The sequence below is a fragment of the Devosia faecipullorum genome (assembly GCF_015158295.1).
Taxonomy (GTDB): domain Bacteria; phylum Pseudomonadota; class Alphaproteobacteria; order Rhizobiales; family Devosiaceae; genus Devosia; species Devosia faecipullorum.
The window spans coordinates 148,225-162,448 of record NZ_JACDXV010000007.1 but is presented as its reverse complement, the minus strand read 5'-3'; the positions used below and the strand labels follow the sequence as shown (position 1 = coordinate 162,448).

Below are 14,224 nucleotides of genomic sequence, written 5' to 3'. Positions count from 1 at the left end.
GTCTTCCCCCGCCTCTCCGCCGTCGCCGAAGCCGGCTGGACAATCCCCGAGCGCAAGAGCTGGGACCGCTTCCAGGCCCTGGTCGGCCTCATGCCCATCATGTACGGACATTGGGCAGAGGAATAAGCGGTCCGGGCAACGACCAGCAGAAAGCGGGTGCATCTCAATGATGCGCCCGCTGCTCCTCGTGGCGCTTGCGGGTGGCGGCCGCCTTCTTTGCCGACGCCGATCGTTCCGCTGCCGGGCGATTGGCTGAGGCCCTCCCGCCTTTCCGGCCGCCTTCATGCGCAGCGGGATGGCCTTTCTCCTTGCCGCGTCCGGAGCCGGATTTCTTGCCGCCGCCATCATCCTTGTTGACACTCGCCCAGGCCCGGCGCTCGGCTTCCTCGTGGGATATTCCGCGCTTTTCGTAGCTGTCCTCGATATGCTCGGCCTTGCGCTTCTGCTTGTCGGTATAGGCGCTCTTGTCACCCCGGGGCATGATCCGTCTCCTTGTGGAATAAAAGGCCGGGCGGGTGGGACAAGGACTTTGGCCTGGTTGAGAGGCTGGAGCGGGAAACCGGAAAAACCTGTCTCGTTGCCCTATACCACCATGTCCGGTTGACGCGCGCCGGCCTGCCTTTTCAACGGATTTGGGCCGCAGCCGTTGCGCTGAACGCGATCACAAAATTGCCTCTGGCCGCGGCAGGGGCCGGCTCAGGAAGGGCGATCCCGCCAGCACCAGGCGCCATGGCGCCTCGGCGCCCTTGGTGATGCCGATGCGCGGGCCGCTGGCTATGGCCGGCCGGCCCTCCGGCGGCAAGAGCGCAAAGGGTTCCGCGTCCAGCGCCAGCCCATCATGGCGCAGATCGATGCCCAAAGCTTGCGCCAGCTTGCCCGGCCCCGAGCATAATTGTTTCTCGCCCACACCGCCGCGCCGCTCCCGCATCTTTTCGAGGCCGGCAAGGGGCTGCAAGGCACGGATCAGCACCGCGCTGCCCGGACGGCAGACGAAATTGAGGCAGAAATGCATGCCGTAGATCTTGTAGACATAGGCATGGCCGGGCGGGCCGAACATTGCCGCATTGCGTGGCGTCATCCCGCGATAGCTGTGCGAGGCGGGATCGGTGCGGTCATAGGCCTCGACTTCGACGATTTTTCCCCCGATTCCGGCAAACAGCAATTCGGCCCCTATCAGGGCGGCAGAGACGTCGAGCACGGGACGGTCGAAGAAATCCTGGTCAAGCATGGCGCTATGTGGCCCAAAACGGGGCCGTGGGGAAATGGGGACGGCGTATGACGAACCATGCCGCGTTCGAATCTGTTATTGAGGGGTTCATTTTATATGGAGGTCAGAATGCAGGAACCCCAGGCATTGATCCAGTTCTGGTTCATCGATCACGGTCACGAGGACTGGTTCAGCGGCGCGCCTTCATTCGACGCCAAATGCGCCCAATTCTCCGATCTTCACGCCGAGGTGGCGCGGGGCGAGGCCTGGGCCTGGCGCGAGACGCCAGAGGGGCGGCTGGCCGAACTGATCCTGCTCGATCAGTTTTCCCGGCAATTGCATCGTGGCCGGCCCGAAGCCTTTGCCCAGGACAAGATGGCCCTGGCCCTGGCGCAGGAGGCTGTTGCCGCCGGCGCCGACGACGCGGTCCGGCGCGAATGGGCGTCCTTCTTCTACATGCCCTATATGCATGCTGAATCACTGGTGATCCAGAACGAGGGCGTGCGCCTGTTCGAATTGCATGGCGATGAAAAGAGCCTGCAATTCATGATCGACCATCGTGATACCATCGCCCGCTTCGGCCGCTTTCCGTTCCGCAACGCGGCGCTAGGGCGGCAGAGCACCCCCGATGAACTGGCCTATATGAGTGAGCAGCAGGGCCGGGTTTTCTAAAGCGCCGCGCGAAGACCTGAGCGAGCGGCGCGCACCGAAACGGAAAAGCGAGCCGCGTGCGATAGACAGAGGCCGCCCTTGGGCGGTCTCCACTACGCCACCAATCCCTTGGTCAGTTCCAGTGCCTGGCGTTCGAATAGCCGGCGATAGATGCCGCCCTCGAGACGGATCAGGGCTGCGTGATCGCCTTCCTCGACAATTTTGCCCTTGTCGAAGACGAGCAGCCGATCCAGCGCCCGCACGGTGGAGAGCCGATGGGCGATGACCAGCGTGGTGCGTCCATCCATCAGTCGCTCCATGGCCTGCTGGATCATCACTTCGCTCTCGCTGTCGAGGCTCGAGGTCGCTTCGTCGAGGATGAGGATCGGCGCATCGGCGAGGAAGGCGCGGGCAATGGCGACGCGCTGGCGTTCGCCGCCCGAGAGCTTGACGCCCCGCTCGCCCACCATGGTTTCGTATTGGCGCGGCAGGGCCATGATGAAATCATGGGCATTGGCCTGACGCGCCGCCTCCATGATCTCGGCGCGGCTGGCATCGGGCCGTGCATAGGCGATGTTCTCGGCCAGCGTACGATGGAACAGGATCGGTTCCTGCTGCACGATGGCGATCTGCCCGCGCAGCGAAGCCTGCTCGACATCGGCGATGTTCTGCCCGTCAATGCTGATGCTTCCGCCATTGATGTCGTAGAGCCGCTGGATCAGCTTGACGAAGGTGGTCTTGCCCGAGCCCGAATGCCCCACCAGTCCCACGCGCTCGCCCGGTTTGATCTCGACGGAGAAGTCGTGATAGAGTGGGCTCGTATGCGCGCCATATTGGAAAGTGACGTCATCAAAGCGGATATGGCCATCGCCAATGGCGATGGGTCCGGCTTCTGGCCGATCGGCGATCCCCAGCGGCTGGGCATGCAGATTGACCAATTCCTCCATGTCATTGACCGATTTCTGCAAGTTGCGGATGTGCTGGCCCACGTCGCGCAGATGCCCCTGCAACAGGAAGAACATGGTGAGCACGAAGGTGATGTCGCCGGCGCTTGCCGCGCCGTTCCGCCACAGCATCAAGGCCGTGCCCAGAATGGCGGTCTGCATGGCGACCATCATCACCCCCTGCATGCCGCCATTGATGGTGCCGCGCCGCCAGGTCCGCCGCGTGCGCTTGCGCCATTTGGACACCACCTTGTCGATCAACCCGTCCTCGCGCGCTTCCGCGCCGAAGGCCTTGACCACGCTGTTGCAGCTCACCGCATCGGCCAGCGCCCCGCCCACCTTGGTGTCCCAGGCATTGGAGAGCGTGGCCGCGGGGGCGACGAAACCCACCGACATCCAGACGGTGACCGAAATATAGGTCAGCGAGCCGAGGCCCACGACGAGACCCATGATCGGCCAGGACGCGCCCAGAATGATGGTCGCGCCCAAAAGCATGGTCAATGAGGGCAGCAGCGCCAGCAGGAGCGTGTCGTTCAAAAGGTCGAGCGCCCACATGCCGCGCGTGATCTTGCGCACGGTCGATCCGGCAAAGCTGTTGGCATGCCAGTCGGTGGAAAAGCGCTGGACGCGATGAAAGCCCTGCGCGGCGATGTCGCTCATCATCTTGAGCGTCAGGGGAATGATGTTGAGGAACACCAATTGGCGCAGCACCACCGAGGCGAGATAGAGCCCCGACATCAGCCAGAAGGCGGAAATGGCCGTGTCCCAGCCGCCCGTTCCCGAGGCGACGGCATCCACCAGCCGTCCGGCAAAGATCGGGCTCGTCGCTTCGGCGAGGATGGCAGTCAGGATCAGCCCGGCAATGGAGGCGATGCGGATCGGTTGGTGTCGCCAATGGCGAAAGGTGAAGCCGAGCACATTGCGGAACGCATCGGCCCGGAAATCGAGTTTCTTGCGGCTCATCTATATGTCCGGGGCCGTTTGCGGCACCCGTTTCCTTGCAAGGGATTATGAAAGAGGCAGCGCGAGCCAGGGGACATCTGAGCCCAAAGGCATAGGCGGCTGCGGAAAACGCTTGGAGCCGGCCTCTATGGGCGAGGCGGCCGAAGGCGCAAAAACCTAGTTTCGGCTCTTGCCCATGAGGGAAGCGACTTTAAATACTGTCATCCAAGGCCTCCCTGTCTCTGAAAATAAAGCGGCAGACGGTTTGTAGCCAAACCGTCTGCCCTTGCCAATGGCGTTTGCAGCACATTCTCGCTTCTGACGCAGATGCGTCACACCCTTGGTGGTGCGGGGCGATCATGCCTGCCGCCACGGCAGCCCCATTGCCGGCGCAACTCCCGGCGCGGTCCGGCAATGGAGAACAGCGTCAGTCGAGCTTGCGCGCACCGGGGGCCACGATGCCCCTTGTGGAGATTTCCGCGTAGAACAATGCTGCCGCGAAGATGCCGAAAATGCCGGTAATGGCCGCGACTAGGAAGGTGATGCTCATGAAAGCCTCCTGTGGACTGCCCATTCAGTCCCATCGCCGGGCCGCGCGAACTTTGATTTGAGTCAATGGATTTTACGAATTGGCCGGGTGGCGTCGGGCGCGGCGGGGGGATAGGCTCGCGCCAAACGATTCAAAAGCAGAGGCATGGTCCCGTGAGCAATTCCCCCATCGATCCGGTCAAGCTCGACAAGCTCGGTGAAGTCGCCGTCAAGGTCGGACTGCAACTGGCCGAAGGCCAGGATCTGATCGTCACCGCCCCGATGACGGCCGCGCCTCTGGTGCGCCGCATCGCCGAGCATGCCTACAAGGCCGGAGCCGGCCTCGTGACCACGATCTATTCGGACGAAGAAGCCACCCTCTCGCGGTTCCGTCACGCCAATGACGCCAGTTTCGACCGCGCCGCCGGCTGGCTCTATTCGGGCATGGCCGAGGCGTACCGGAACAATGCCGCGCGCCTCGCTGTTTCGGGAGACAACCCGATGATGCTGGCCAATGAGGATCCCGACAAGGTGGCTCGCGCCAACCGCGCCAATTCGGCGGCCTATCGTCCGGCGCTGGAATTGATCACCGGCTTCGACATCAACTGGAACATCGTTTCCTATCCCACGCCCAATTGGGCCAAGCTGGTCTTCCCCAACGATTCCGAAGACGTGGCCATCGCCAAGCTGGCCGACGCTATCTTCAAGGCGTCAAGGGTGGATCAGGACGATCCCATCGCCGCGTGGAAGACGCATAATGCCAATCTCAAGGCCCGCTGGACTTGGCTCAACGGCAAGAATTTCTCTGGTCTGAAATATAAGGGGCCGGGAACCGATCTCACCATCGGCCTAGCCGATGGCCATCGCTGGAAGGGCGGCGCCTCGGAAGCCAAGAACGGGGTCACCTGCAATCCCAATATTCCCACCGAGGAAGTTTTCACCACCCCCCATCGCTTGCGCGTCGACGGCATTGTCGCCGCCACCAAGCCGCTCAGCCATAATGGCACACTGATCGAGAATATCGCGGCCCGCTTCGAGGACGGCCGCATGGTCGAGCTCAAGGCCAGCAAGGGTCAGGACGTGTTCAGCCGGGTACTCGACACCGATGAGGGCGCGCGCCGGCTCGGTGAAGTGGCGCTCGTGCCCCATTCCTCGCCGATTTCGGCCTCGGGCATCCTCTTTTACAACACGCTCTACGACGAGAACGCCTCCTGTCACATCGCCATGGGCCAGTGCTATGCCGATTGCTTTGAAAACGGCAAAAATCTCACGCCCGAGCAGATTTTCGCGCAGGGCGGCAACAAGAGCCTTATTCACATCGACTGGATGATCGGTTCAGATCAGGTGGACATTGACGGTGTTCACGCCGACGGCTCGAGCGAGCCCGTCATGCGTAAGGGCGAATGGGCGTTCTAACAGAGCAGAACATCGCTCATCACCCTCGCGCTTGACCCGAGGGGCCTTGTTGACTGAGCTGCACCCATCTCCGTCATTGCCGAGGACAAACTTGTCCCCGGCAATCCATCAAGCCGCGCCATGGTCCACGCGGACTAGCCGGGTGGCGACGCGCGTTGGCACAGCCGGGATCTCATTCCCCCTCCATTCCCAGAAATTCGTCCGCACTCAATACGATCCTGCCATCGATTTTGCCGATTTCCGTCTCGTCCTTGCCTTCATAATCCAGCCCATGCAGCATGGTGCGGATGGCGTTGAGGCGCAGGCGGTTCTTGTCATTGGCGCGGATCACCGTCCAGGGCGCGTGGCGGCTGTCTGTGGCCTTGAGCATCTTGTTGCGGGCCTCTGAATACTCGTCCCACAGATCGAGCGCCTTGAGATCGACCGGCGACAATTTCCAGGTCTTGAGCGGGTCATGACGGCGGTCATGGAAGCGCTTGAGCTGCATTTCGCGGCCGATGGACAGCCAGAACTTGAAGATGCGAATGCCGTCTTTGGTCAGCCGCTTTTCGAATTCGGGCGCTTCCTCAAGGAAGTGAGCGGTCTGTTCTTTGCTGCAGAACCCCATGACCGGCTCGACCCCGGCGCGATTGTACCAGGAGCGGTCGAACAGCACCATTTCTCCCGCCGCCGGCAGCCAGTCGATATAGCGCTGGAAATACCATTGCGTCCGCTCGCGGTCATTCGGCTTGGGCAGCGCGGCGATGAGATTGTAGCGGGAATTGAGGTTCTCGAGAAACCGCTTGATCGTGCCACCCTTGCCGGCGGCGTCTCGCCCTTCGAAGACGAGAATGGTGCGCGTGCCCGCCTTGGCCATATGCGCCTGATGCAGCACCAGCTGCTTTTGCAGCTTGTACATCTGCGTGTCATAATCGTCGTCATCGAGCTTGTCGGCATAAGGGTAGCCGCCGGAGGTGAAGGCGGCTTTCCTGATGGCCTTGGGCAATTCGGAATTGTCGATGTCAAAAGCCTCGAACGGATCGGGCATTCTGTCTCTCCTCTGTCACAAAGGGCATGTTATGAAGCCGTTTCCTGCCTGTAATGCAGGCAAATGCCGGTGATCCAGCCTCCTGACATGGACGACAATCATAATTTTTCGCCCCTGACCCCGGCCCAGGCCGTGCGCAGCCGCCTCCTCGGTTACGGGCCTTTGATCGTGGGGCTGGCCGGAATTATCCTTGGCTTCGTGGTGCTTGGCAATCTGCGAACCGATCTGGCTCTGCTCGGCTTTGTCCTGCTCGTCGCCCTGCTGGCCATATTGCCGCTGCCGGTGGTGACGCTGACCCGCACGTTGGATGTGCCTGTGTCCCCGGGAGAGGCCGGGGAAGGCGCGATTGCGGCCGTCGTCGAAGCGCTGGCCGATCCTTGTTTCGTGCTCGACCGGCGCGGCGCCGTGCTCCATGGCAATAGCCCCGCCATGCGGCAATACCCCTCCCTGCGCCCCGGCCGGGTCATGACCCTGGTGCTGCGCAATCCCGAACTGGTGGCCGCCATCGAGGCCGCCCTCCGCACCGGCGAGCCGCGCAGCTTCGAATTGCATGAGACGCTGCCCGCCGAAACCTGGGACAAGGTGCTGGTCTCCCCGCTCCATCGGCCCGGCATCGACTGGCTGGAAGACGAAGGCCGGCAGGTGCTGGTGAGTTTCCAGAGTCTCACCGACCTCAAGCGCGTCGAGGCGATGCGCACCGATTTCATCGCCAATGCCAGCCACGAATTGCGCACGCCGCTGGCCTCGCTCATGGGCTTCATCGACACCCTGCTGGGTCCGGCCGCGCGGGACGAGGCGGCGCGCGGCAAATTCCTCGGCATCATGCGCAGCCAGGCCGACCGCATGAGCCGGCTGATCGATGATCTGTTGAGCCTGTCGCGCATCGAAATGCATCAGCATGTCCGTCCCACGGGCTCGCTCGATCTGGCGGGCCTGCTGCGCGAAGTGCGCGAAGGATTGCAGATTCAGGCCAAGGCCGCCGAACTCGACATCGTCCTCACCGTGCCGGATGGCCCCGTCATCGTTACCGGCGACCGGGGGCAGCTTTATGAAGTGTTCGAAAATCTCATCGACAATGCGATCAAATATGGCGCGGGCGGCAAGAGCGTCGAAGTGAGCCTGGTCCGGACCGAGCGCTCTGGTCTCCACCATCTGGTCAGCGTCCTCGATCATGGTCCAGGCGTTGATCCCGAGCACGTGCCCCGTATGACCGAGCGCTTCTATCGCATCGACGCCGAAACCAGCCCCAAGAAAAAGGGCACGGGGCTGGGCCTCGCCATCGTCAAGCACATCATCCAGCGCCATCGCGGCCAGATGACCATCAAATCCGCCCCCGGGGAGGGATTGCGGGTGGACGTGCTGCTGCCCTAACGCATCGCCCCCCTTGGACCGGCTCCACTTGATCCAGTTCCGCCGTCATTGCCCGGCTGGCTCGGGCATGATGATTGGCAGAGGTGTTCGCCGCTGTGACGGCAATTCCATGTCCCGGAAAAGCAACAGATCCTGTCCCCGCGAAGCCGGGATGCTTCGCGCAACAACAAAAAAGGCGCCCCAGGGCGCCTCTTGTTTACTGACTTCTTCGAGCTGGTTTCAGCGCTTGCGCTTGTCCAGCTGATGATAGGCCCGGCGCGAATGAAATTCGCAATAGGGACCGGTTTCGAGGCTGTGCTGGCCGCAGAAATAGAAATCCTTGGTCAACGGATCGCCGATCGGCCACTTGCAGGTATGCTCGTTGAGTTGCAGCAGGTTGAGGCGCTTGTCCTCGGGAATGAACAATTCCTGCGTCGCCGGGGCGACATAGAGATCAACTTCCATTTCCGGCGCCATGGCCAGGGCCGTTGCACCCATGACCTGCGGACGCGGCATGCTTGCCGGGCGCGACTTGGCGCTGACATGGCTCATCCCGGCCGAGGGGCTGGCGACGCGCCGCGGCGCGGGACGCGCGGCCGGGCGGGCCCGGGGCGTCGTATTGGTCGGCTTGGCGCGGGCCGAGAGCTTGAGCCGGTGCACCTTGCCGATCACGGCATTGCGCGTCACCCCGTCACCCAACTCACCCGCGATCTGACTAGCGCTGAGCCCTTCCATCCAGAGCTTTTTCAAAAGTTCGACGCGCTCGTCAGTCCAGCCCGCCGCTTGTGCTCCTGAAACCATCGTCAAAACAGAATCCTTCACTGCGCTGCCGTTAGCCTCCGGCAACTTATAAGAATCTACAGCTCGTATGTTGAGCGGGTCCGCCGCACGAGATGTCGTGCCCCCAACGCCTTGCAGACTACGCCATGGCTGGAATCAGGATCAAGAGTCGCGGGCGATTTTCCCCGTTTATTCATTGGTTAAGATTGTCCTAACAATCCATGAGTCAAATCAGCCACTTGGCGCAGTCTCATTGACTTCGGGACGATTTTTCGCCTAATTCCCATGGCGAAAATGCGCTGCCATGAGGCGCGTTTTTGTCTTTTGTGGCAGCTTTGCCACGCCCCGATCTTTGTACTTAACCGAGGAAGTTTCATCATGTCTGCGCTCTATGGCACCTATGCCCGGTCCGATCTCGCTTTCGAGCGGGGCGAGGGCATGCGCCTTTATGACCAGCATGGCCGAGATTATCTCGATTTCCATTCCGGGGTCGCGGTCAACGCCCTGGGGCATGGCGATCCGCATCTGGTCGGCGCGCTCAAGGCCGCTGCCGACAAGGTCTGGCACACGGCCAACACCTTCACCATTCCCGAGCAGGAGCGGCTGGGCCAGCGGCTGGTCGAGGCCACTTTTGCCGACAGCGTCTTCTTCACCAATTCGGGCGCCGAGGCGCTTGAATGCGCCATCAAGACGGCACGGCACTATTTCTGGGCCAAGGGGCAGGCGGATCGCTATGAGGTCATCGCCTTTTCCGGCTCGTTCCATGGCCGTACCCTCGCCACTATCGCGGCCGGCGGCAATCCGGACTATCTTGAGGGCTTCGGTCCCGTCACGCCCGGCTTCAAGCATGCCAAACCCGGCGACTTGGCCTCGGTCGAGGCGCTGATCAGCCCGCAGACCTGCGCCATTCTCATCGAGCCGGTGCAGGGCGAAGGCGGCGTCACCGCCATGAGCAACGAGTTCATGCAAGGGCTGCGCGACCTCTGCGACAAGCATGACATGCTGCTGATCCTTGACGAGGTCCAATGCGGTTTCGGTCGCACCGGGCGCTTCTTCGCCTATGAATGGAGCGGCATCACGCCCGATATCGTGGCAGTGGCCAAGGCTATCGGCGGCGGCTTTCCGCTTGGGGCCTGCCTATCCAAGGGAGACGTCGCTGCCTCCATGGTGCCGGGAACCCATGGCTCGACCTATGGCGGCAATCCCTTGGCGACCGCCATCGGCAATGCCGTGCTCGACCGCATCCTGGCGCCCGGCTTCCTCGATCAGGTCAATGCCATGGGCCAGAAACTGACCTGGCATCTCCAGCAGCTGGCCCAGAAATATCCCGATCACGTGCTCGAATTGCGCGGCAAGGGCCTGCTTTCGGGCATCAAGATCGGCACCCCGGTGCGCGATATGGTGACCCGCCTGCGCGACGATCATGGCCTGCTCACCATCAGCGCCGGAGACAATGTGCTGCGTCTTCTGCCGCCCCTGATCGTCACCGAAGCCGACATCGAGGAGGCCATGGCCAAGATCGGTGCGGCCTTCGACGCCATTGACGCCGAAGCGGCCAATCCAGCGGCGGCGTCCTGATGTATCTGACCTTTTATCATTTCGGACGCCGCCGAAGCCGGTGACATGCTTTGTTAGCCGTCACCGATCATGGTGGCGGCGTTGATCCTGAAGTGAACAAGCGTCAATAAAAGGAACCCGGCCCATGACGACCGGCGCCTCAAGGCATTTTCTGTCCATCGATGATTTTACTCATGCCGAATTGCGCGGCATGCTCAACCAGGCCGTCGCGCTCAAACAGCGCCTCAAGGAGGGCGACCGGCCCCTTCTCCTCAAGGACAAGGTGCTGGCGATGATTTTTGAGCGCCAGTCCACCCGCACCCGCGTCTCCTTCGATGTCGGCATGCGCCAGCTCGGCGGGCAGACCCTGATGCTCTCCGGCCAGGAAATGCAGCTTAGCCGCGAGGAAACCCTGGCCGATACGGCAAGGGTGATGAGCCGGTATGTCGATGCGATCATGATCCGCATTCTCTCCCATGCCGATTTGCTCGAGCTGGCCGAGAACGCCAGTGTGCCGGTGATCAACGGCCTCACCCGCCGCGCCCATCCCTGCCAGATCATGGCCGATCTCATGACGTTCGAGGAGCATCGCGGCTCGATCAAGGGTGCCAAGATCGCCTGGGTCGGGGACAGCAACAACGTGCTCCATTCCTGGGTCAACGCTGCCGAATTGTTCGAATGCGAACTGACCATTGCGACGCCCGACGAATACAGCCCCGAAAAGGATCTGATGGAGGACATCCGTCGCGCCGGTTCCTATGCGCGGCTGATCGAGGATCCTCGCGAGGCCGTCGAGGGCGCCGATCTGGTCATCACCGATACCTGGGTGTCCATGGGCGACGTGGATGCCGCCGAGCGCCGCCGGGTCTTGAAACCCTATCAGGTCAATACCAGCTTAATGGACTTGGCGAACAAAGACGCCTTGTTCATGCACTGCCTGCCCGCCCATCGCGGCGACGAGGTGACCGACGAGGTGATCGACGGTCCGCAATCGGTAGTGTTCGACGAGGCCGAAAATCGCCTCCACGCTCAGAAAGCCATTCTGTGCTGGGCCTTCGGGGTTGAAACGAACTAGGCGGAATTCCCCGCCTTTCTGCCAGCCTGTCAAAACCGCACCCCCGCGTCAGCGGGGGCCTCTTTTTGTCTGCAATGAGGGGCTCCGCTTCGGCGCGGGTGACGCGGCGATGGTTTGCTGGCATCTCGCCTCCCGAAGGCGTAGCCTTTAGGAAAGACCTTGTTATCATGTCCACGGAACCGACAATGAGCCAGAACCTGCTCGCCTCACTGGGACTCGACCGCCCCGAGAGCGGGGACGATACCGTGGTGCCCTTCACCCTCGACAAGCTCGACAGCCGCGGTCGCACCGTGCGACTGGGTGCGGCGCTCGATGCCATTCTCTCGCGTCACGATTATCCCCTGCCGGTTGCCCGTCTCCTGGGCGAGGCGGTGGTGCTGGCGGCGCTGATCGGCTCCTCGCTCAAATTTGAGGGGCGCTTCATCCTCCAGACGCAGACTGACGGACCGGTCAACCTGATCGTGGTGGATTTCGATGCGCCCGACGGCATGCGTGGCTATGCGCGCTATGACCATGACGCCTTGGTGAAGGCCTCGGAAGCGGGGAAGACCAGCCCTGCCGAATTGCTCGGTAACGGGCATCTGGCCATGACCATCGATCAGGGCGCGCATATGGAGCGCTACCAGGGGATCGTGGCGCTGACCGGCAATTCGCTGGAAGAGGTGGCCCATACCTATTTCCTGCAATCGGAGCAGATTCCTACCCGCGTGCGCATGGCCGTGGCGCAGATGAGCACCAAGGGCGATCATCGGCCGCGCTGGCGGGCCGGCGGCATGCTGATCCAGCATCTTCCTCCCAGCGGCATCGGCGCCATGGCGGACCTGCCGGGCAATGGCGATTTCGACGATCCGGCCATGGCCGATCCCGATCATGTCGAGGCCGATGGCTGGACCGAGGCGCGCTCCATGTTGGCGACGGTGGACGATCTCGAACTGGTCGATCCGGACCTGTCGCCCGAGCGGCTGCTGTTCCGGCTCTATCACGAAACCGGCGTCCGGGTCTTTCCGCCGCAGACCTTGGAAGAGCGCTGCACCTGCTCGGTCGAGCGCATCGAAGACATGCTAGTCAACAGCTTCTCCGACGAGGAGCGCCAGGACATGGCGGTGGATGGCGAAATCGAGATCGTCTGCGAATTCTGCTCGACCGCCTATCGCTTTAATCCGCACCAGTTCCAGAACTGACCCCAGGCTGGCGGCGTCTTGAAACAGGCGCTGACAGTAGCTTGCCAATAGAGCGACAAGTCTGCACATTGTGAACATTCTGACGGCGAGGGGGGTAGCCGGAATGAATGCCGACCTGATGGCAAATATCGAGGATGTCCAGCGCGCCTCCAGCGCCGGCGACATTCTCGAACTTGTCTATAAATCCATCGATCAATACGGCTTTCGGAAATTCATTATTTCCGGCCTCCCCGATCCGGGCCTCGATGTGCGGCCTTTCGTTCTGCTTTCGGGCTGGGATGCCGAATGGTATGAACGCTATACCGGCCTCGATTACGTGCATCTGGACCCGGTGGCGCGGCATTGCTTCGCCACGACCCTGCCCTTCGATTGGTCGGACGCTCCCTATGACCGCGCCTCCGACGCTCCAGCCCGCCGGGTCATGGATGAGGCGCGTGATTTCGGCATGGGGGAGGGTTTGTGTGTTCCCGTCCATATGGAAGGGGGCATGCAGGGCGTCGTCTCCCTCGTCGGCGAGACGGCCCATCTCGATGAGAAATCCCGGCTGGAACTGCATATGCTGGCGCTCTACGTCCATGGCCGGCTGCGCTATCTGCATGGCAGTGACGAGCAGGCGGCGCCCCGGCGCGCCATAACGCGGCGCGAGGCCGAAATCCTCAAATGGGTGGCCGCAGGCAAGACGGCGGCCGAGATCGCCGATATTACCGGGCTCACGGCCCGCACCATCAACCAGCATTGTGAAAACGCCCAGCGACGCCTTGGCACCAATAACCGTCTGCAAACGGTGGTCGAGGCCATCCGGCACAAATTGATCACGCTCTGAGCGGGTTTGCGTCCTTGGGATTTATGCCAATACCGGACCCCATATCGGCTATGCGTTACTGAAAGGAAAAATTAACGGAATTCTTGGGGGGCGAGCGATGCAGGTGCATATCGTCCGCAATTCGGCGGACCGGCAGAGCTTTGATCTGCTGGAATGGAATTATCGTCTGCGGCACAGGATTTTTGTCGATTTGCAGGGCTGGCATGGCCTGCGCCGGCCCGACGGGCGCGATGTCGATGAATTCGACAATGACGATGCCGCCCATATTCTGATTGTCGATGGCGAGGAATTGGTGGGCGGCTCGCGCATGACGCCGCTCGATCGGCCAAATCTGCTGCAAACGGTCTTTTGCGACCTGGTGCAGGCTGAATTGCCGGATCATCCCTCGCTGGGCGTCGATTGGACGCGTTTCTATGTCCGGCCCGATCGTCGCGAAGGCCGGCGCCGCGCTCCCGAATCCGCAACCCTTTTCTGCTCGGTGATGGAATATGCCCTCCAACAGGGCTTCAGTTACATCACCTTCGTGTCCTCCATCTACATGCTGGAGCATGGCACCGCGGTCGGCTGGCGGATTACCCCGCTCGGAAAGCCCCGCGACATCGATGGCAAACCCACCGTCGCCGCCTGGATCGAAGTCGATGAGGAGGCGCTTCACAATGTGCGGCGAGCGACCGGGCTGAGCCGCGCATTCCTCGCTCCCGCCGACAATATCGCTGCAAACGCGGATCGTCCCGCTCTTTGAC

The 14,224-nt window shown here is 62.0% G+C and carries 14 protein-coding genes; 8 read left to right on the top strand and 6 right to left on the bottom strand.

Annotated elements, in window-relative coordinates; all coding sequences use genetic code 11:
• Positions 1-163 precede the first annotated feature (163 nt).
• Both H0482_RS14615 and H0482_RS14610 read right to left on the bottom strand, forming a co-directional pair.
• A complete protein-coding gene (locus H0482_RS14615) occupies positions 164-481 on the bottom strand; it encodes a plasmid stabilization protein (protein ID WP_193730812.1) in 318 nt (105 codons plus the stop codon).
• Between the two features lie 180 nt (positions 482-661).
• The gene (locus H0482_RS14610; protein WP_193730811.1) at positions 662-1,228 is read right to left on the bottom strand and encodes a DNA-3-methyladenine glycosylase; all 567 of its coding nucleotides are present in this window, start codon (positions 1,226-1,228) and stop codon (positions 662-664) included.
• A gap of 108 nt (positions 1,229-1,336) precedes the next feature.
• Between H0482_RS14610 and H0482_RS14605 the strand changes: the two genes are divergently transcribed.
• A complete protein-coding gene (locus tag H0482_RS14605) occupies positions 1,337-1,879 on the top strand; it encodes a DUF924 family protein (protein WP_193730810.1) in 543 nt (180 codons plus the stop codon).
• A gap of 92 nt (positions 1,880-1,971) precedes the next feature.
• Here H0482_RS14605 and H0482_RS14600 read toward each other — a convergent pair whose 3' ends face one another.
• On the bottom strand, positions 1,972-3,765 hold the full coding sequence (locus H0482_RS14600; RefSeq protein WP_193730809.1) for an ABC transporter ATP-binding protein: 1,794 nt from the start codon (positions 3,763-3,765) through the stop codon (positions 1,972-1,974).
• Positions 3,766-4,171: 406 nt separating this feature from the next.
• Positions 4,172-4,294, bottom strand: coding sequence for a hypothetical protein (locus tag H0482_RS16815; RefSeq protein ID WP_269144704.1), 123 nt, complete (start codon positions 4,292-4,294; stop codon positions 4,172-4,174).
• A 152-nt stretch (positions 4,295-4,446) separates the two neighbouring features.
• On the opposite strand from H0482_RS16815, the gene H0482_RS14595 reads away from it, so the two are divergent.
• Complete coding sequence (locus H0482_RS14595) at positions 4,447-5,688, top strand: aminopeptidase (protein ID WP_330998270.1); 1,242 nt, start codon at positions 4,447-4,449, stop codon at positions 5,686-5,688.
• A 172-nt stretch (positions 5,689-5,860) separates the two neighbouring features.
• Here the strand turns inward: H0482_RS14595 and ppk2 are convergent, their stop codons facing one another.
• The gene (gene ppk2, locus H0482_RS14590; RefSeq protein ID WP_193730807.1) at positions 5,861-6,715 is read right to left on the bottom strand and encodes a polyphosphate kinase 2; all 855 of its coding nucleotides are present in this window, start codon (positions 6,713-6,715) and stop codon (positions 5,861-5,863) included.
• 69 nt (positions 6,716-6,784) lie between these two features.
• On the opposite strand from ppk2, the gene H0482_RS16980 reads away from it, so the two are divergent.
• Complete coding sequence (locus H0482_RS16980) at positions 6,785-8,086, top strand: sensor histidine kinase (RefSeq protein ID WP_193730806.1); 1,302 nt, start codon at positions 6,785-6,787, stop codon at positions 8,084-8,086.
• A 219-nt stretch (positions 8,087-8,305) separates the two neighbouring features.
• On the opposite strand, the gene H0482_RS14580 is transcribed toward H0482_RS16980, so the two are convergent.
• Entirely contained in the window at positions 8,306-8,866 is a 561-nt protein-coding gene (locus H0482_RS14580) for a GcrA family cell cycle regulator (RefSeq protein ID WP_193730820.1), read from the bottom strand.
• Between the two features lie 357 nt (positions 8,867-9,223).
• On the opposite strand from H0482_RS14580, the gene H0482_RS14575 reads away from it, so the two are divergent.
• The 5 genes from H0482_RS14575 to H0482_RS14555 all read left to right on the top strand — a co-directional run bounded on the left by H0482_RS14575 (position 9,224) and on the right by H0482_RS14555 (position 14,223).
• Complete coding sequence (locus H0482_RS14575; RefSeq protein WP_193730805.1) at positions 9,224-10,423, top strand: aspartate aminotransferase family protein; 1,200 nt, start codon at positions 9,224-9,226, stop codon at positions 10,421-10,423.
• 124 nt (positions 10,424-10,547) lie between these two features.
• Positions 10,548-11,477 carry an ornithine carbamoyltransferase gene (argF, locus tag H0482_RS14570; protein WP_193730804.1) on the top strand — a complete coding sequence of 310 codons (930 nt, stop codon included), beginning with the start codon at positions 10,548-10,550 and terminating at the stop codon, positions 11,475-11,477.
• Between the two features lie 185 nt (positions 11,478-11,662).
• Complete coding sequence (locus H0482_RS14565; protein ID WP_193730803.1) at positions 11,663-12,658, top strand: Hsp33 family molecular chaperone; 996 nt, start codon at positions 11,663-11,665, stop codon at positions 12,656-12,658.
• 103 nt (positions 12,659-12,761) lie between these two features.
• Positions 12,762-13,481: a helix-turn-helix transcriptional regulator gene (locus H0482_RS14560; RefSeq protein ID WP_193730802.1), complete on the top strand. Its 720-nt coding sequence runs from the start codon at positions 12,762-12,764 to the stop codon at positions 13,479-13,481.
• 97 nt (positions 13,482-13,578) lie between these two features.
• A complete protein-coding gene (locus H0482_RS14555; RefSeq protein WP_193730801.1) occupies positions 13,579-14,223 on the top strand; it encodes an acyl-homoserine-lactone synthase in 645 nt (214 codons plus the stop codon).
• The last annotated feature ends 1 nt before the right edge of the window (position 14,224 follow it).